The sequence below is a fragment of the Dyella sp. SG562 genome (genome assembly GCF_011759495.1).
Taxonomy (GTDB): Bacteria; Pseudomonadota; Gammaproteobacteria; order Xanthomonadales; family Rhodanobacteraceae; genus Dyella_D; species Dyella_D marensis.
In genome coordinates, this window is the sequence record NZ_JAAOYS010000010.1 from 1 (window position 1) to 17766 (window position 17766).

The following is a 17766-nucleotide window of genomic DNA, read 5'->3' on the forward strand; positions in this document are numbered from 1 at the left end:
AACATCTCGATGGATTGAACGGCTACGCTCACTACCGCCAGCTGTGCTGGATCAGATGCGGGTGGTGGCGTGAAGAACGTGGGGATACCTCAGGGCCGGAGGTAGTTAAGTGCGGTGGCCAGAATCTCAACTTCGGCTGCCTCATATCGAGCGCTTCCGGCGAGTCGGGTAAGCGCTTAACTACCCCCGGCCCCTTTGTCTCCCGCATGTCAGATGGCGCCATCGTTTCGAGTAAGCGCTTAACTACCTCCGGCCCCTTTGTCTAATATCGCTTAGGGGCAAATGTTGCACTGGCTTACGCCCTAAATAGGCTTAAGAAACAGCCAGCCAAAGATGGTGGGGTGAATTTCGCCGAAGTATTACTAGAGATCGCTATTCAGGCGTAGTCCAACATAGAAAATGGCAATCAAGGGGCGCGGGGCGTCAAATGTCCTCGCTCCTGAGTTGCGAGCCAATAGGGGGGGCGGAGCGATGGTATCCCCCGACGAATAAAGGGCCGGAAGGAATAAGTGGCTGGAGTCAGTTAAACGCAGGAAGTATGAATACGCCAGAAAGTGAGTTCTTGGAAATTCAGGGGCTGATTGCCAGCTCAGAACAGGGCCTGTTTCCCGTTGATGCGGTGGCATTTTGTGTTGCGGCATCATTAAGTATGGGGGGGGCTCCGGGTGCTTGGTAGAGTTCCTTTGCATATATATTCTTTGATAAATGTAATGATTGAGGCTTATAAGAAGGATGGTTATTTATTTTCTTATTCGAATGTGGGCAAGGTGGACAAAACTGAGTTCGTGCGAAAATTAGTGGCCGTTCTGGAGAAGCGGTAGTAGGGCGCGCCGCGTTAAATGCTATCGCTCTCTAATATTTAATCAGGCTCCTGGAGTCGTGAGGGATCGATATGAGGTGCTGATCATCAATGGATGTCTGGATAAGGCTGTTCATTTGGCAAAGCACTCCTCGCCTCAAGCAACCGGTTTTCGCGCACAAGCCCATGAATCCCGTGCGCCTCCGACGTAACATCCTCAATCCCCCGAATCCACTCCCCCACATACCGCTCCACCGCCTCCCCACTCAGCCCCATCTGAATCGCCCGATAATCCAGCGGATTCAGATGCAGATCCCGCTCCGGATCCCACTGAATCCGCACTGGCGATCTCCGCTTGAGTTCCTCCCACTCATCCGCACTCATGCCTGGCTCCGGATGGCTCGGGCAGCTGTGCGCAAGCGCCCATGCAAAGCCTTCGTGAGTAATGTCGATGGCGAGAATCCGCCGCTGTCCATCGTCTTTCTCACCCCATCCGGCGCGATACATCATCCATAGGAAAGACGGCTTGATCCACGTCATGCGCTCGCGCTTGAACGGTGGCGAGACGAAGGTCTGGTGGGTGAGGGCGCTGTCGGCGATGGCGTGGGAATAGGCCTGATAAACGCGGAGCGTGCGTTCGTTGTAAAGCGCGCGAATCTGGCGTTGGGGAAAATTTTTTTGCGTCATTTCAAGGGATATCTGGATTTTCGACTGGATTAATTCTGCCGATTATCGCCGCGTAATGTCAGCCCAATTCGAGGCCGCGAAACCCCGCGACATGGCTTGATATTCCAGTCGACAGGTGTTGTTTGGGAAGGGCGCTTTGTACGCGTGCGCGATGTTCCGTCGATTGCTGCACTGCATACAAGTGCTGAAATCCCTGCCCATACCCAAATGACCCAAAGTCGCTAAAACAGGAAAGCCTGGTGCAAGAAATCATTCATCTGCGGCGTCGCGCCCTCATGCGGGCGCAAGAAATAACGACACAAAAATTTATAACAGGCAAAAGAAGTTGCCGAATCAATCACTCGATAAACGGAGCTTCTTAGACATTTCCTTCACGATATAAATCACATTTTCTTTCGGTCATTTGTGAACCAAAAACGCCACAAAGTTGATCTTGCTATGCCATTTCCTTCACCCCTATGCTGATTTGGCGTGCCGCATGGATAGGGATCTGGCGGTTGTTCAGGGGACGCAGTGCCGGCCTTGGAAAGGGTCGTTGGAGGGGAAGTGTCGTACCGGTTCGTCGTGGTGCCTGCGGGCGCCGCCGTTCGTGACAGGGAGTGGTCAAACGGGAGGTCGCCATGGACAGGCTGATCCAACTGCGGGATTTCCATCGCCAGGACCCGGGCAATGACCTGATCGTGATCGATCTGGTCGATGCCTTGCTGGCCCATGGTCTGCTCGACGAGGCCGAAAGCATGCTCGACAGCGTGCCGACCGCATTGCGCGAACGCCCGGATTTCCTCTTCCGCACAGGACGATGCGCGCTCGCGCGTGGCCGCTTCGCGGTGGCCGCGGATGCGCTGGTGGCCTGCCTCGAAGCCGGCGCCGACAGCGTCGCCGTTCGCCACGATCTTGCGTTCGCGCTGCTGGGCGCGGACCGGCTCGATGCTGCCGAACGCGTGCTCGCCTCCGTCTTGCCGCGCTCGCCCGATGAGCCGGCAATCGCCCTTTTGCACGCCCGCCTGCTGCAGCACCGCCAGCAGTACGAAGCCGCGGCGGCCGTCGCCGGCGCGGTGGTGCAGAACCATCCACGGCATGCCGAGGCCTGGGGCCTGCTGGCGATGCTTTACCTCGACCTGGCGCAGGTGGCCGATGCATGCGATGCCGCGCAGCACGCGCTCAGCATCGACGCCGCGCAATCGGACGCACTCACCACGCTGGGCACGCTCGGTTTGTGGTCGCACGATGCCCAGTCCGCCTACCAGTCCTTCGCCCAGGTATTGGCCGCCCAGCCGGAAGCCGGCCGTGCGCTTGCCGGTGCCGGCGAAGCGTTGATGCTCAACGGCGACGTGCCTGCCGCGCACGCGTTTCTCAGCCGCGCCACGGACCGCATGAGCCAGCACATCGGCACCTGGCACGCGCTGGCCTGGTGCGATCTTCTGCTCGGCAACCCGGCCCAGGCGCACGCGCATTTCAGCAAGGCGCTCGATCTGGACCGCAACTTCGGCGAATCCCATGGCGGCATCGCCCTGGTGCATGCGCTGAACGGCCATGCCGACGAAGCGCGCAGCGACATCAAGCGCGCACTCCGCCTGGACCCGCAAAGCCGCAACGCCCGCTACGCGCAAAGCCTGCTGTGGAGCGCGGAAGGGCGCGACCGCGAGGCGGCGGCGATGGTCGACGGCATCCTGGCCGAAGCGGGCATGGACACCACGCGCCGCCCGGTCGATTTCATCCAGCAGCTGCAGGCGCGCCTGCGCCCGGCCGGACGCGCCTGAGCATGGACGCCGATACCGGCATGCACCTGCTGGCCCAGATGCTGTTGACTGCGGCGAAGGTGTCCGCGCCGATCCTGCTCGGCACCTTGCTGGTGGGCCTGCTGGTGTCGGTGTTCCAGGTGGTCACGCAGATCCAGGAGATGACGCTCACCTTCATCCCCAAGCTGATCCTGGTGGTGGCGCTGTTCCTGTTGCTGGGCTCGTGGATGATGGCCGTGGTGGTGGAATTCGCCCGGCAGGTGATAGGCATGGCCGGAGGCATGGGATCGGCATGATCGGCCTGCAGCTTGCCGTGGTGGCCTGGATGCTGGCCACGCTGCGTTTCGTCCCCGTCTTGCTGATGCCGGCGTTTACGCCGTTCGCGTGGGCGCCGCTGCACGTGCGCGCGATCCTGCTGCTGGCGCTGTCTTGGCTGCTCACCGGCGTTGCCGCGCCGTCGGCGCTGCCGGCGGATCTGGTGCTGGCGGCCTGTTCCGAATTGCTGGTCGGCGCCTGCTATGGGCTGGCGGTGACGCTGCCGATGGCGTCGCTGGGTTTCTCCGCGCGCATGCTCGACGTGCAGGCGGGTCTGGCCTCGGCGAACCTGTTCAATCCGGCCTTGCAGGGCACCGATTCGCTGCTCGGCACGGTGCTGTCGCTGGCCGGCACGCTCACCTTCTTCGCGCTCGGTTTCCATCTGCTGCTGCTGCGCCACCTGGTCGCCTCGGTGCGCTGGGTGCCGCTGGGCGCTGCAGCGCATGCGCCGTCGCTCACGGCACTGCTGAACCTGCTCGGCTCGCAATTTCTGCTCGGCCTGATGGTGACGCTACCTGTCGTGCTGGGCCTGTTCGCGGTGGATATCGCGGTGGCCTTCGCCAGCCGCTCGATGCCGCAGGCGAATATCTATTTCCTTGCCTTGCCGCTGAAGGTGGCGACGGTGCTGGTGCTGCTGGCCGGTTCCTTGCGCCTGGCGCCGGCGCTGCTGGGGCGGCTGTTCGCGGACGGCCTGGCCGGCGCGCAATCCATGGTCCGGGGCTGAGATGGCCGAAGATCAGGACAAGACCGAACAGCCATCGCCGTTCCGCCTGCAGGAAGCGCGCGAGAAAGGGCAGGCCGCGCGCAGCACCGAGCTGACGGCGGTGATCTGCCTGGCGGTGTTCTGCTTCGCCTTGATCGCGGGGCTGGCCGGCATCGGCCGCGCCATGGCCGATGCGGTGCGCGCTTCGCTGGCGATGGCCGGCGCAGCGCCGGCACCCGGCGCCGGACTGTGGCATTGGCTGGGCGGTGCGTTCGCGCCGGTGTGGCATGCACTGGCGCCGTCGATCTTTGCATTGGTCATCGCCGCCATCGCCGCCAATCTGCTGCAGACCGGGCCGATGTTCTCGACGCAGCCATTGAAGCCCGACGCTTCGCGACTGAATCCCGTCAAGGGTTTCAAGCGCATCGTCTCGCTGCGCACGCTGTGGGACCTGGGCCGCCTGCTGCTGAAGCTGGGCATCCTGGCCGCCGTGCTGGCGTGGATGGCGCATGCGCTGTGGCAGCCGCTGATGGCTACCGCGGGCGCGGCGCCGTCGGCGATTCCGGCGGAGCTGGCGGATCTGTTCGGCCATCTGGCCAAGTGGCTGCTGTTCGTATTCGGCCTGATCGCGGTGCTGGACCTGCTGTTCTCGCGCCGCGAATTCATCCGCAAGCTGCGCATGAGCCGCCGCGAACTGAAGGACGAACACAAGCGCCGCGAAGGCGACCCGGCCATCCGTTCCAAGCGCCGCCGCCTTGCGCGCGACATGCTCAAGCGCATCCAGTCGGTGGCGCGCGTGCCGTCCGCCGACGTGGTGGTGACCAACCCCACGCACGTGGCGGTGGCCTTGCAATACCGCCGCTCGCGCATGCTCGCGCCGGTGGTGCTGTCCAAGGGCAGTGGCTGGCTCAGCGCGCGCATCCGCCAGGTGGCGGCGCGGCATGGCGTGCCGATCGTGCGCTTGCCGGCGCTGGCCCGTGCGCTGTTCCGCGAATGCGCGCTGGACGAGAGCGTGCCGGCCGAACGCTATGGCGAGGTCGGCGCCGTCTACCGCTGGGTGATGTCGCGCCCGGGCCACAAGGTGCATACATGAAGGGGCTGCTGCGCCAGCTGCTGGATGGCAGGCGGGATCTCGCGCTGGTCGGCGCGATGATCTTCATCCTCACCATCCTGTTCGTGCCGGTCTCGCCGGGGCTGCTGGATTTCCTGCTGATCGTGAACTTCAGCATCGCCTTGCTGGTGCTGCTGATCACCTTCCTGACCGACTCGCCGCTGAGCTTTTCCACCTTTCCGTCGCTGCTGCTGATCACCACGCTGTTCCGGCTGGCGCTGAACGTGTCGGCCACGCGGCTGATCCTCAACGGCGGCAGCGCCGGCCATGTGATCGGTGCGGTGGGCAGTTATGTGGTGGGCGGCAACTATGTGATCGGCCTGGTGGTGTTCCTGATCCTGGTGGTGGTGCAGTACGTGGTGGTGACCAGCGGCGCGCAGCGCGTGGCGGAAGTGGCCGCGCGCTTCACCCTGGACAGCATGCCCGGCAAGCAGATGAGCATCGACGCTGACATGAACATGGGGCTGATCGACGAGGCCGAGGCCCGCCGCCGCCGCTCCCTGATCGAGCGCGAGGCGAACTTCTACGGCGCGATGGACGGCGCCACCAAGTTCGTCAAGGGCGACGCCATCGCCGGCATCGTCATTCTGCTGATCGACATCATCGGCGGCCTGTCCATCGGCATGCTCCAGCATGGGATGCCGTGGACCGAGGCCGTGCACCGCTACACCCTGCTGACGGTGGGCGACGGCATCGTCACGCAGATTCCCTCGCTGGTGATCGCGGTGGCGACCGGCATCATCATCACGCGCGCCGCGTCGGATGCGGAGCTGGGCGGCGAGATCGCCAAGCAGGTGCTGTCCAACCCGCGCACCTTGATGGTGGTGGGCATCACGCTGTTTATCGTGATGCTGCTGCCCGGCCTGCCGGTCTTGCCGGTGGCCTTCGTGCTGGCCGGCATCGCGGCGATGATCTGGCTGGCAAGGCGTAGCGCATCCACCGAATCCGCGGCGGAAACCGAAGCGGACACGCCCGAAGCGAAGCCCAAGGGCGAAGAGGATTTCTACCGCAGCCTGCAGATCGACCCGCTCGAACTGCGCCTGGGCGCGGCCGTGAAGGAAGTCTTCCAGCACCGCGCGGCGGAACTAAACGAACGCATGCAGAGCCTGCGCAAGCAGTTCGCGCTGGACTTCGGCTTCGTGCTGCCGCCGGTGATGACGCGCGAAGCCACCGCGGGCACGCTGGGCGAACATCAGTATCAGGTGCTGCTCAACGGCAACCGCATCGGGCAGGGCGAGCTGCATTTCGACGCGGTGCTGGCGATCAACCCGGGCGGCAAGCGGCCCAAGCTGGAAGGCCGCGAAACGCGCGATCCGGCCTACGGACTGCCGGCGCAATGGATTTCGCCGGATGCGCGCCAGTACGCGCGCGGCGCGGGCTACACCCTGGTCGATCCGGATACGGTGCTGGTCACTCACCTCAACGAACTGGCCAAGCGCCACGCGGCGGACCTGCTCACGCGCGCCGAAGTCGAGCGCCTTGCGCTGCGCCTGAAGGAACGCCAGGCCGGTCTGGTCGACGAACTGGTGCCCACCGTCCTGAGCTATACGGACGTGCAGAAGGTGCTGCAGATCCTGCTGCGCGAACTGGTCAGCATCCGTCAGCTGGAAACCATCTTCGAAGTGCTGGTGGACGCCGGCAAGGTGAGCAAGCAGGCCGAGGACCTTGCCGAGAAGGTGCGCGAGCGCCTGGGCGCGGGCATCTGCCAGAAAGCCAGCAACGAACAGGGCGAACTGCACGTGCTGACCCTTGCACCGGAATTCGAGCGTTCGATGCTGCAGGCGGCGCGCCAGCGCGAGGGGCATTCGATGCTGTTGACCGATCCGAACATGCTCGACGGCTTCCTGGGCAGCCTGGCCCGGCAGTCCGACGCGATGCTGGCCAAGAACCTTTCACCGGTGCTGCTGTGCCCGTCGCTGCTGCGCCGGCACGTGCGCGCCCTGATCCAGCGCTCGCTGCCGCATGTGGCGGTGATCGGCATCAACGAACTGCCCGGCACCATCGTGGTGCGGGCCTTCGGCAGCGTGACGCCCACCGCGGCGGCGCCGGCCGCGGCATAAGGAGACCCAGTGAGCGACCCCATCAGCTCGATTGCCCGTTACTTGAGCGCCGACGTGCGCGCGTTAGGCACGCTCAGCCAGAACGTGGCCAACCTGACCACGCCGGGCTATCGCGCGGTACAGCGCGCCGAAGGTTTCGAAGATACGTTGGGCGCGGCGCCCACGCGCGTGGACCAGCGCGATGGCGCCCTGATCCAGACCGGTCGCCCGCTGGATCTTGCCCTGCAAGGGCAAGGCTTTTTCCAGGTGAGCGCCGGCGACGAGCAGGTGTTCCTGACGCGCGCCGGCCAGTTCTCGCTGGATGCCAGCGGACGCCTGGTGGACGCGCAGGGCCGCGCGGTGCTCGGCGCCGACGGCCCCATCGTGCTCTCGAGTTCTGCCGTAACCATCGGCGAAGACGGCGCCATCCACGACGGCAAGGACGTGGTGGCGCAGCTGGCCCTGGTCGACGTGGCCGACGGCGCCACGCTGCAGCCGCTGGGTGGCGGCATGTACGCCGCCAGCGCCACCGCGGACGCCGATGTGCGCGTGCACCAGGGCGCGCTCGAAGGTTCCAACGTCGACCCCGGCGAGGAAATGGTGCGGCTGATGCAGCTGTCGCGCCACGCCAGTTCCATCCAGCACGCGATTTCCACCTATCACACGGCTCTCGTGGCCGGTATCGACCAGATCGGCAAGGACTCCTGAGGACGCCATGATCGAAGCACTCCATATCGCCGCCAGCGGGCTCAACTCGCAGCAGCAGCAGATCGACGTGATCTCCAACAACCTGGCCAATATGCAGACGCCGGGCTACAAGCGCTCGCGCGTGGCCTTCACCGACGTGTCGGCGCTGACGCCGGCGCAGGCGCAGCAAGGCCTTGCGGCCAACCAGCTCGGCGCCGGCACGCGCATCAGCGAGACCGCGCCGGTGATGATCGACGGCGCCCTGCAGCAGACCGGCAACACCTGGGACCTGGCGATCCAGGGCGCGGGCTTCTTCGAAATCGAAAGCGGCGAAGACGGCGGCCGCCTGTACACGCGCGCCGGCCAGCTCAAGGTGGACAACGACGGCTATCTGGCCACCGCCGCAGGCCATCGCCTGGCGCAGGGCATCCAGATTCCCGCCGACGCCACCCATATCACGGTCAGTAGCAATGGCGATGTGCACGCGCAGCTCGGCAGCGACGCCAAGGACAGCGTGGTCGGCAACCTGCAGCTGGTGACGTTCGCCGCGCCGGAAGCGCTGCGCTCGGTCGGCGGCAACAATTTCGCGGTGACGCCGGATTCGGGCGACCCGGTGGTGGGCAAGCCGGGCGATGCAGGCTTCGGCACGCTGTCGCAGGGTTATGTCGAGGGTTCCAACGTCGACCTGGTAGGCGAGATGTCCGCGCTGGTGCTGGCGCAGCGCGCGTACCAGCTCAATGCGCGCGTGCTGCAGGCGACCGACCAGATCCTGGACACCATCAACAATCTCAATCGATGAGCCTTCGCCTTGCCAGCTTGTTCGCACTGGCGTGCCTGGCGCCGGCCGCCGCGTGCGCCAGCGATGCCGCCGCGGATGGCGCGGTGGCGGCTGCGCGTGCGGCGGTGGAGCAGCGCCTCGGCCATGGCTACGAGCATGTGCAGCTGGACGTGACGACGCGTCCGGAGCACCTGCCGGCCGCCAAGGGCGCGCTGGAATTTCGCGCGCTGCCGATCGCCGGCCGCTGGCCGCGCGCACGCTTCACCGCGATGGTGGAAGTGCGCAGCGGCGGCCGCGTGCTGCGCACGCTGCCGGTGGGTTTTGCGCTGTCGGCGACGGGGCAGGCCTGGGTTTATCGCGACGACGTGGCCGAGCGGCTGCCGGCCGATCAACTGCAGCTGGAAGAACGCAATGTGGACGTGGCGCTCGGCTCGTCCGCGCCGCTGGCCTCGCCGGATGCGCTCAAAGGCAAGCGCCTGCGCCATCCGGTGCGCGCGGGGCAGGTGGCCAGCATCGAAGATTTCGAGGACGTGCCCGACGTCGACAATCGCCAGCAGGTACGCCTGATGGCGAGCTACGGCGGGATCACGGTGGAGCGCGCGGGCGTGGCCATGCGCGCTGCGAACAAGGGCGAGACGGTGCCGGTGCAGGTGGCCGGTACCAGCGAACCCGTAAAGGCGACGGTGACGGACCGGGGAGTGGCGCAAGTTGTTCCGTGAATACACATTCGCAACCCTGCTGCTGCTCGGCCTGCCTGCCGCATGCGCGCAGGACGGCGGCGGCATGATCGACCCGCGCACCTACCGCGGCCTGGCCGAGGATCGCCGCGCGCACCGCGTGGGCGACACGCTCACCATCCTGGTGGTGGAGACTTCGCGCGCGTCAGCCGCCGCGAACACCGACTCGGCCAATAACGTGAGTCTGGGCGGCAGCCTGCGCACCACGCATCACGATTACAACGGCAATCTCGGTCTTTCCGGCAGCGACAGCGGCGCGGGGCAGACCACGCGCTCGGGCGCGGTGCAGGCGCAGATCGCGGTGAGGGTCACCGGCATCGACGACGTCGGCACCCTGCGCATCCGCGGCGAGCAATCGGTGGTGGTCAACGGCGAGAAGCAGCGCATTGCGCTGAGCGGCGCGGTGCGGCCGGAGGACATCTCCTCCTCCAATACCATCCTGTCCAACCGCATCAGCGAAGCGAACATCGAATTCACCGGCCGCGGCGACGTCAGCGAGCCGCAGAAGCGCAGCATCATCTACAGGGTCAGCAAATGGCTGGGGTTGCTATGAGGCGCGGGCTCTGTGCCGTGCTGCTGGCCGTGGCTGCGTTCGCGGCTTCGGCGCAGACGCAGACCTTCGTGGGCGTGCGCCTGAAGGAAATCGCACGCGCCGAAGGCGTGCAGGACAACGCGCTGATCGGCTATGGCCTGGTGGTCGGCCTGGCCGGCTCCGGCGATACCAACCGCAACCACGCCACTTTGCAGTCGGTGGCGAACACGCTCAGCCACTTTGGCGTCAACGTGTCCACCGACGATCTGAACAGCCGCAACGTGGCGGCCGTGATGGTGACCGCGACGCTGCCGGCGTTTGCGGAATCCGGCCAGAAGCTGGACGTGTCGGTGGCCTCGGTCGGCGATGCGCGCAGCCTCGGCGGCGGCACCTTGCTGCTGACGCCGCTCGATGGCCCTGATGGCCAGGTCTATGCGCTGGCCCAGGGCGCGATTTCGGTCGGCGGCTACAAGGTACAGTCGCACGGCAACCTGGAACAGAAGAACCATCCCACCGCCGGCCTGGTACCGGAAGGCGCCACCGTGCAGCGTTCCGCGCCGCTGGGTGCGCTGGGGCCGGGCGGCACCATCAACCTGATTCTGTACCAGCCCGATTTCACCACCGCCTCGCGCGTGGCGCAGGCGGTGCAGCGCACGCTGCCCGGCGTCGAGGCCAGCGCCGCGCACGCCGGCAAGGTGGTGGTGCATTTCAGCCAGGCGGGCAGTGCGGTGCAGAACATCGCCGCGCTGGAAAACGTGATGGTGCAGCCCGACCAGGTCGCGCGCGTGGTGGTCAACGAGCGCACCGGCACGGTGGTGTCCGGCGGCGACGTGCAGCTGGCCAGCGTGACCATTTCGCAGGGCGACCTGCGCGTGTCGATCAAGACCGACTACCTGGTTTCGCAGCCGGGCGACGGCGTGTTTGTCGACCCCTCGCGCAATATCCGCACCGCCATCGTGCCGCAGACCAAAATCAAGGTGAACGAAGACGATGCCCGCATGGTGCAGCTGCCCACCGGCGCCACCGTGGGCGACCTGATTTCCGCGCTGCGCGCGATCCATCTTTCCACCCGCGACGTCATCACCGTGCTGCAGTCGATCAAGGCGGCCGGTGCGTTGCGCGGCGAATTGCTCATCCAGTAAGGGGAATACGGATGTCCGATCACAATGTCACTCTCGGCGCCATCGGCCTTGCGCTGGACATGGCCCAGCGGCGGGCGGAGATCGCCAGCCACAACGTGGCCTTTGCCAACCGGCCCGACGGCACCGTGCAGCGCGCCGACTTCGGCGACGCGCTGGACCTGCTGCAGCGGGTTGCCGACGGCGGCGACGTCGATGCCGGCGCGCTCGCTTCGGCGCGTCTGGGCAGCACTACCTCGCAGCGCATCGACAGCGCCGACGGCTCGCTCAGCCTGGATCACGAAGTGACCGAACTGGCCCTGGCCAGCGCGCACTACCAGGCCTTGTCGGAAGCGGCTACGCGCCAGTTCGCCCTCATGAGCCTGGCGCTCAGCGGAGACCAGTCATGAGTCTGCAGTCATGAGTCTTGATGCCATGTTCGCCGTGACGCGTTCCGGCCTGGATTACGAGCGCATGCGCATGGAGGCGGCCAGCCAGCGCATCGCCACCGCCGACATGCCGGTGCAGCAGCGCGCCGCGGCGCAGGCGGCTGCGTTCACCCGCGAAGTGGATGGGCCGGCCATTGCCGCCGGCGCGTCCAGCGCGGATGGCGCCGGGCAGACCGTGCTCGATCCGTCCAATCCGCTGGCCGGGCCGGACGGCACGGTGCAGTACCCGGACGTCGACCTGGCGCAGGAGATGGCCACGCTGATGTCCGCGCAGCGCGCGTACCAGGCCGATATCCGCGCCTTCAATACGCTGCATGGCATGTTGCTGAAATCGTTGAGCATCGGAGGCCGCTGAGATGATCGAACCCATTGCTCCCCTTGCCGCGCTCGGCGATATCGCTCCTTCCGCGCGCGCCACGCCGGTGCAGACCGCGCCGGGCTTCGACAGTCTGGTGGCCCAAGGCGTCGAAGGCGTCAACCAGCAGCTCAACGCCGCCGACCAGGCGACGCGTGCGCTGGCCGCCGGCGCGGACCTGCCGGTGCACGACGTGATGATCGCGCTGGAAAAGGCGCGCATCGATCTCCAGTTCGTGGTGCAGGTGCGCAACCGCGTGCTGGCGGCGTACCGCGACATCACCAGCATGCAGGTCTGAGCCGTCCATGGAATTCCTTCGTTCGCTCTGGGGCATCTGGTCGCATGGGCGCCGCCTCGCATTCGGCATCGGCCTGCTGCTGATCGTGGTGCTGGCCGCCGGCCTGACCTGGTGGTCGACGCGCACGCGCTACGGCGTGCTGTTCACCGAGTTGAAACAGGTCGACGCCGCGGAAATCGCCGGCGCGCTGGATGGCCTGCAAGTGCCGCACCGCTTCGCCGACGACGGCGCCACTGTGCTGGTGCCGGAGGAGTCGGTCTACGACGCGCGCATGAAGCTGGTCGCGCAAGGCGTGCCGCACGGCGGCAGCGTGGGCTTCGAGGTGTTCAAGGATTCGGATTTCGGCGTGACCGAGTTCGCCCAGCGGGTGAATTACCAGCGCGCGCTGCAGGGCGAACTGGAACGCACCATTGCCACCATTCCGGACGTGCAGGCCGCGCGCGTGCATCTCACCTTGCGCCGCGCGGGTATGTTCGAAAGCCAGGATTCGCCTTCGAAGGCCTCGGTCAGCCTGGCGTTGCAGCCTGGGCGCTCGCTGGCGCCCAAGCAGGTGACCGGCATCCAGCGCCTCGTTGCATCAGCGGTGGATGGTCTGTCGCCGGATGCCGTCACGGTGCTGGGGCAGGGCGGTGCCATCTTGTCGGGTGGCACGGCCGGCGACAGCGGCGAGGAGCAGGCGCGCGTGGAAACGCGCCTGCGCCAGCGCGTCGAAGCGCTGTTGCGCGAGGCGCTGGGCGAATCGGCTTCGTTCGCGGTGTCGGTGAACGTGCAGCTCAACTACGACCGCATCAAGCAGGTGAAGGACACGCTGCTGGCGCAGGGCAAGGATGGCAACGGACTGCTGGTGCGGCAGAAGACGTCGAACACGCATGGCGCACCGGGTCCGGAGGGCGACACCGCCCGTGCGGCGAGCAGCGCGGGCGAGTCGGAACTGGAATACGCGCACGGCCGTCAGCAGGAAGAGATCGAAGTGGCGCCGGGGCAGGTGCAGCGGATCAGTCTGGGCATCATGTTGCCTTCGTCGGTGGACGAGGTAACCAGCGCCAAGCTGGCCTCGGTGATCGGTGCCGCGGTCGGTCTGGATGCGCAGCGCGGCGACCGCCTGGATATCGCGGCGGTAGCTGCCGCGCCGAAGACCGCCATCGTGCTGCCTCCCGTGGCCAGCCAGCGCGGCGCACGCCCGGCGGAGATGGTTGCGGCGTCTTCGAAACTGCCGCCCGGCGCACCTTGGGCGATGGCCGGCCTGCTGGGCCTGCTGTGTTTCGGCACCGGTGTCGGCATGGCGCGCCTGCGTTCGCCGAAGCGGCTGCCCGCCGCGGAACGCGAGCGCTTGCTGCAGGACGTGCGCCGCTGGATCGACGCACCGGAGCGTCCATGAACACCCAGGGCCTGCGCATAGCCGCCGCGCGGCTCGCGGCGCTGCATCCCGGTGACCGCGCCTGGCTGCTGAAGCAGCTGCCCGTGGAGCACGCACGCGCGTTGCAGAGGGTGCTGCGTTCGCCGGAACTGAAGCGCTGGAGCGGACAGTTGGGCGAGCTGGAGATTCCGGCTCCCGCTATCGCGGCCGCGGAAACGGAAGCGACGGTGACGCAGGCTGCGCTGCCTGCCGCCTTGAAGCAGGTCGATCCCGCCTGGATCGCGCTTTGGCTGGCTGCGCATCAGCCGGAAGATCGGGATGTCGACCTCGACAGCCTCGGCGTGACGCGCGCCCGCAAGGTGCGCGAAGAAGCCGCGCGCCTGATACAGCCGTTGTCGCCTTCGCTGCGTGCAGCGCTGGCGCAATGGCCCGGCAAGGCCGGTAGCTTCGCGGAGTGGCTATGAGCCAGGATTTGACCAAAGGCGCCCGCCGGCTGTCGCGGCACGATATCGTGCAGGGACAGTCGCGCGCGTTCGGGGAGCGTGGCGAAACGCTCGCCAGCATCATGCCGGAGGAGGCCGACGCGGAGGAACATCGCTTCGGTTTCGAACAGGGTTATCGCGATGGCTTGCGCCAGGCGAGGACGGAGTTCGAGGCCGCCGCGGCGCAGGCGCGCACTGAATTTGAACAGCAGGCGAAGACAGCGTTGGATGAAGCGCAGCAGACGTTGCGCGTCGAGCACGAACGCCTCGCCACGGTGTCGGATGCATTGACTGCCGCGCTGGAAGAAGACCGCCGCTGGGCGGAGTCGGCTGCCGTCGAGATGGCTTATGCCGCGATGCTGCGCGTGCTTGGCGACAAGGCCTCGGACCGTAGCCTGGTCGCGGCCTTGTGCGAACAAGCGCGCCGCGAGCTGGGCAGCGAGGTGGTCAGCGTCCGCGTAGCGGAAGCCGATGCGGCGGCGCTGCAGGCGCTGGTGCCAGGTATCCCCGTTGTCGCCGATGCCAGCCTGCAGGCGGGCAGCTGCGTGCTGGAAAGCCGCCGAGGCCGCTTCGATGCGGGCCTCGACGCGCGCACGCAGCAACTGCGCCATGCCTTGCTCGCCGCACTCCATGACGGCGACGCCCACGCATGAGCGCCCTGGTCGCCCGTTTCCACGAGCAATTGCGCCAGCTGCCCGCGTTCGTGCGCGAAGGCGAGGTGGTGGCGAGCAATGGCCTGGTGGTGGAAGCGATCGGCCCCGATGCGCAGCTGGGTGAGCTGTGCGAGTTGCGGAAGTCCGGCAGCACCGAGGCCTTGCTGGCGCAGGTGATCGGCTTCCGCGATGGCCGTGTGCTGCTGATGCCGATGGGTCAGGCCGCGGGCTTGCGCGTGGGCGATCGCCTGCGTGCGCTGGGCCATAGCCTGCGCATTCCGGTGGGCATGGGCATGCTCGGGCGCGTGGTGGATGCGTTCGGTGCACCGCTGGACGGCAAGGGTGCTCTGGCCGCGGAAGCGCATTACGAGGTCTACCGCGCGCCGATCGATCCCTTGTCGCGCCGCGAGGAAGATACGGTGCTGGAAACCGGCGTGCGCGTGGTCGACACGCTGCTGCCGATGGGCAAAGGCCAGCGCATGGGCGTGTTCGCCGGCTCCGGAGTAGGCAAGACCACGCTGCTGGGCATGCTGGCGCGGCACGTGCGCGCGGACGTGGTGGTGGTCGGCCTGATCGGCGAGCGCGGGCGCGAGGTTGGCGATTTCGTCACCCAGGCGCTGGGTGAACAGGGCATGCGCCATGCGGTGGTGGTGGCAGCCACCTCGGACCAGCCGCCGCTGGTGCGCGCGCATGCCACCCATGCCGTGCATGCGGTGGCGGAATACTTCCGCGACCAGGGCAAGGACGTGCTGCTGATGGTGGACTCGGTGACGCGCTTCGCCATGGCGCAGCGCGAGATCGGCCTGGCCGCGGGCGAGCCGCCGACGTCGCGCGGCTATCCGCCTTCCGTCTTCAATGCATTGCCGCGCCTGACCGAGCGCGGCGGTGCGCTCAAGGGTTCGGGATCGATCAGCTGCGTCTACAGCGTGCTGGTCGAGGGCGACGATATGAATGAGCCGGTGGCCGACCATATGCGTGCGCTGCTGGACGGGCATATCGAGCTGTCGCGCGATCTGTCCCATCGCGGGCAGCTGCCGGCGGTGGATCCCCTGCGCAGCGTCAGCCGCTGGCTGGGGCGGTTGGCCACGGCGGAAGAGCGCCGGCATGTGGCCGAAGCGCAGGCGCTGCTGGCCACCTATGAAGCCTCGCGCGACCTGATCGACATGGGTGCGTATCAGCGCGGCGCCAATCCGCGGCTGGACCGCGCCGTCGAGCTGGCTCCGGCATTGGAGCAGAGCCTGCGGCAGACGCCCGACGTCAGCCTGGATCGCCACGAAGGTTATGCGGCGCTGGCGTCGATTCTTAATGGCCAGGGGAACCTCGCCCGATGAGCGATCGCGCCGCGACCCTGGTCCGTCTTGCCGCGCTGGAGCGCTTCCGCGAAGAACGCGCGCGGCAGCAGTTGGCCACTGCGCATGCGGATGCGCAGGCCGCGCGCGAGATCAAGGAGCGCGACGAAGCCACGCTGGAGACCTTCGAGCGCGCACGCGAATCGGCCCTGCATCATCCTGCGGCGGATATGGCGCGCTATGCGCTGTATGCGGATGCGGCCATGGCCGCCGAAACCGTCCTTGCGCGCAGCACCGACACGCTGGCGCAGAGCAAAACGGCGCTCCGGCAAGCTTCGGAGGACTGGACCTTGGCCCGCGCACGGCGAGATATGGCCGGCGAGCGCGCCACCGAAGCACGAGAGCAGGCAGAACAGGCGGTCGAAGCCAAGGTGGCCGCCGATCTGATGGATCTGTGGCTAGGCAGGGGGGCGGCTAAGTGAATCCTTTGTTGCCGCTCAATACGCCGGATGTATTGCCTGCCAAGCCGGCTCCGCCCAAGCCGAATCCGCGCAAGGATTTCGAGGCGCATGTGCGTTCGTCGCACGCATCGGAGCAAAGCGGCGCCGATGGTTTGTCGCAAAGCCGCCAGCATGCTCAGCCTCACGCCGACGATGCCGCCGCACCGCTCGACGTGCGTCTGGCGATGGCGGGCATGTCGGGAAGGATCTACCCGCAGGGGCTGCATGCGACCGGTTATCTGTCGATGCTCGACAGCAACCGTGACGGCGCGGACGGCCATGCGGCCGGCAGCGTTTCGCCGGAGTTGGCGTTGGCGTCGACACCCGATGCCATGCCCGTGCCACACGTATCAGCCGATGCTATGGCGGTTGGCAGCGATGCCGACGCGGTTGCCATCCGCACCGATGGAATGGCTATTCCGATCGAGCGAGACAGCAGCGCTACCGTTGAAGCCACCGCACTGCGCACCGGCACCAGCGGCGACTTTGCTGAATGGGCGCGCCGCATGGTGCGCCTCAGCGACGGCACCGCCACGCTGTGGATCCGCGACTACCGCCTGGACGCGCCGCAGCAGCGCGCGCTGGTCGAACAATTGCACTCATTCGCCCGCGGTGCGGGCCAGCCGTTGCAGCGCATCGTGCTCAACGGGCAGGACATCTGGCGCGCAGGCGCCGTTAACCAGGATATCGGCAAGGGAGAACCGCATGGCCGTTGATTCGATCGGCGCCGTCCTCGGCGCGCCTGCCACCGCCTCGGGCGTCAGCAACAAGGCGATCAACCAGGAGGACTTCATCCGGCTGTTCGTCAGCGAGCTGCAGTTCCAGGACCCGATGCAGCCGCTGGATAACAGCCAGTTCCTGCTGCAGCTGTCGCAGTTCGAGGGCATCGAGCTCAATGGCGAGATGAACCAGGGCATCCAGGACTTGCTCAGCATGAAGTCCACCGACCAGTCGATCAGCCTGCTCAACCATCCGGTGCAGGTCACCGGCGTGGATGGTTCGACCACCGCCGGCAAGATCACGGCCGTGTCCTTCACCACTGGCGGCGTGCAGCTGTCGGTGACCGCCAGCAGCGGCGGCAACGTGATGACCGGCGTGCGCCTGTCGCAGATCACCCTTGTGCAGCCCTGAGGAATAG

21 protein-coding genes are annotated in these 17766 nt (G+C 66.6%); 20 read left to right on the top strand and 1 reads right to left on the bottom strand.

The features are described from left to right. Positions 1 to 907: 907 nt before the first annotated feature. Complete coding sequence (locus tag FHW84_RS17255; RefSeq protein ID WP_167257226.1) at positions 908 to 1486, bottom strand: DUF4291 domain-containing protein; 579 nt, start codon at positions 1484 to 1486, stop codon at positions 908 to 910. Positions 1487 to 2106: 620 nt separating this feature from the next. Between FHW84_RS17255 and FHW84_RS17260 the strand changes: the two genes are divergently transcribed. Genes FHW84_RS17260 through FHW84_RS17355 form a run of 20 tightly spaced genes read left to right on the top strand, consistent with a single transcriptional unit; the run spans position 2107 to position 17759 of the window. After that, a complete protein-coding gene (locus FHW84_RS17260; RefSeq protein WP_167257227.1) occupies positions 2107 to 3246 on the top strand; it encodes a tetratricopeptide repeat protein in 1140 nt (379 codons plus the stop codon). Between the two features lie 2 nt (positions 3247 to 3248). Then, on the top strand, positions 3249 to 3521 hold the full coding sequence (locus FHW84_RS17265; protein ID WP_167257228.1) for a flagellar biosynthetic protein FliQ: 273 nt from the start codon (positions 3249 to 3251) through the stop codon (positions 3519 to 3521). Then, on the top strand, positions 3518 to 4264 hold the full coding sequence (locus tag FHW84_RS17270; protein ID WP_167257229.1) for a flagellar biosynthetic protein FliR: 747 nt from the start codon (positions 3518 to 3520) through the stop codon (positions 4262 to 4264). Before FHW84_RS17265 ends, FHW84_RS17270 begins: the two co-directional genes overlap by 4 nt. Position 4265: 1 nt before the next feature. Then, the gene (locus FHW84_RS17275; protein ID WP_167257230.1) at positions 4266 to 5336 is read left to right on the top strand and encodes an EscU/YscU/HrcU family type III secretion system export apparatus switch protein; all 1071 of its coding nucleotides are present in this window, start codon (positions 4266 to 4268) and stop codon (positions 5334 to 5336) included. After that, entirely contained in the window at positions 5333 to 7414 is a 2082-nt protein-coding gene (locus tag FHW84_RS17280; protein WP_167257231.1) for a flagellar biosynthesis protein FlhA, read from the top strand. The genes FHW84_RS17275 and FHW84_RS17280 overlap by 4 nt, the downstream gene beginning before the upstream one ends. 9 nt (positions 7415 to 7423) lie before the next feature. Then, complete coding sequence (locus FHW84_RS17285; RefSeq protein ID WP_167257232.1) at positions 7424 to 8101, top strand: flagellar hook basal-body protein; 678 nt, start codon at positions 7424 to 7426, stop codon at positions 8099 to 8101. 7 nt (positions 8102 to 8108) lie between these two features. Next, the gene (locus FHW84_RS17290; protein WP_167257233.1) at positions 8109 to 8879 is read left to right on the top strand and encodes a flagellar hook-basal body complex protein; all 771 of its coding nucleotides are present in this window, start codon (positions 8109 to 8111) and stop codon (positions 8877 to 8879) included. Next, entirely contained in the window at positions 8876 to 9577 is a 702-nt protein-coding gene (gene flgA, locus FHW84_RS17295) for a flagellar basal body P-ring formation chaperone FlgA (RefSeq protein ID WP_167257234.1), read from the top strand. Before FHW84_RS17290 ends, flgA begins: the two co-directional genes overlap by 4 nt. Continuing rightward, positions 9567 to 10148, top strand: coding sequence for a flagellar basal body L-ring protein FlgH (locus FHW84_RS17300; protein ID WP_167257235.1), 582 nt, complete (start codon positions 9567 to 9569; stop codon positions 10146 to 10148). Before flgA ends, FHW84_RS17300 begins: the two co-directional genes overlap by 11 nt. Continuing rightward, on the top strand, positions 10145 to 11269 hold the full coding sequence (locus FHW84_RS17305; RefSeq protein WP_167257236.1) for a flagellar basal body P-ring protein FlgI: 1125 nt from the start codon (positions 10145 to 10147) through the stop codon (positions 11267 to 11269). The genes FHW84_RS17300 and FHW84_RS17305 overlap by 4 nt, the downstream gene beginning before the upstream one ends. Before the next feature lie 11 nt (positions 11270 to 11280). Next, positions 11281 to 11655 carry a hypothetical protein gene (locus tag FHW84_RS17310; RefSeq protein ID WP_167257237.1) on the top strand — a complete coding sequence of 125 codons (375 nt, stop codon included), beginning with the start codon at positions 11281 to 11283 and terminating at the stop codon, positions 11653 to 11655. 10 nt (positions 11656 to 11665) lie between these two features. Next, positions 11666 to 12049, top strand: coding sequence for a flagellar basal body rod C-terminal domain-containing protein (locus tag FHW84_RS17315; protein ID WP_167257238.1), 384 nt, complete (start codon positions 11666 to 11668; stop codon positions 12047 to 12049). Between the two features lies 1 nt (position 12050). Further along, positions 12051 to 12347, top strand: a complete 297-nt coding sequence (gene fliE / locus FHW84_RS17320) for a flagellar hook-basal body complex protein FliE (protein WP_167257239.1) — start codon at positions 12051 to 12053, stop codon at positions 12345 to 12347. 7 nt (positions 12348 to 12354) lie between these two features. Next, a complete protein-coding gene (gene fliF, locus FHW84_RS17325) occupies positions 12355 to 13725 on the top strand; it encodes a flagellar basal-body MS-ring/collar protein FliF (protein WP_167257240.1) in 1371 nt (456 codons plus the stop codon). Then, positions 13722 to 14168 (top strand): hypothetical protein, encoded by a 447-nt coding sequence (locus FHW84_RS17330; protein WP_167257241.1) that lies wholly within the window; start codon positions 13722 to 13724, stop codon positions 14166 to 14168. The genes fliF and FHW84_RS17330 overlap by 4 nt, the downstream gene beginning before the upstream one ends. Beyond that, positions 14165 to 14839: a FliH/SctL family protein gene (locus tag FHW84_RS17335; RefSeq protein ID WP_167257242.1), complete on the top strand. Its 675-nt coding sequence runs from the start codon at positions 14165 to 14167 to the stop codon at positions 14837 to 14839. Before FHW84_RS17330 ends, FHW84_RS17335 begins: the two co-directional genes overlap by 4 nt. After that, on the top strand, positions 14836 to 16170 hold the full coding sequence (locus FHW84_RS17340; protein ID WP_167257243.1) for a FliI/YscN family ATPase: 1335 nt from the start codon (positions 14836 to 14838) through the stop codon (positions 16168 to 16170). The genes FHW84_RS17335 and FHW84_RS17340 overlap by 4 nt, the downstream gene beginning before the upstream one ends. Beyond that, positions 16167 to 16610, top strand: coding sequence for a hypothetical protein (locus FHW84_RS17345; protein ID WP_167257244.1), 444 nt, complete (start codon positions 16167 to 16169; stop codon positions 16608 to 16610). The genes FHW84_RS17340 and FHW84_RS17345 overlap by 4 nt, the downstream gene beginning before the upstream one ends. Continuing rightward, entirely contained in the window at positions 16607 to 17344 is a 738-nt protein-coding gene (locus FHW84_RS17350; RefSeq protein WP_167257245.1) for a hypothetical protein, read from the top strand. The genes FHW84_RS17345 and FHW84_RS17350 overlap by 4 nt, the downstream gene beginning before the upstream one ends. Then, positions 17334 to 17759, top strand: a complete 426-nt coding sequence (locus FHW84_RS17355; RefSeq protein ID WP_167257246.1) for a flagellar hook capping FlgD N-terminal domain-containing protein — start codon at positions 17334 to 17336, stop codon at positions 17757 to 17759. The genes FHW84_RS17350 and FHW84_RS17355 overlap by 11 nt, the downstream gene beginning before the upstream one ends. Positions 17760 to 17766: the final 7 nt, after the last annotated feature.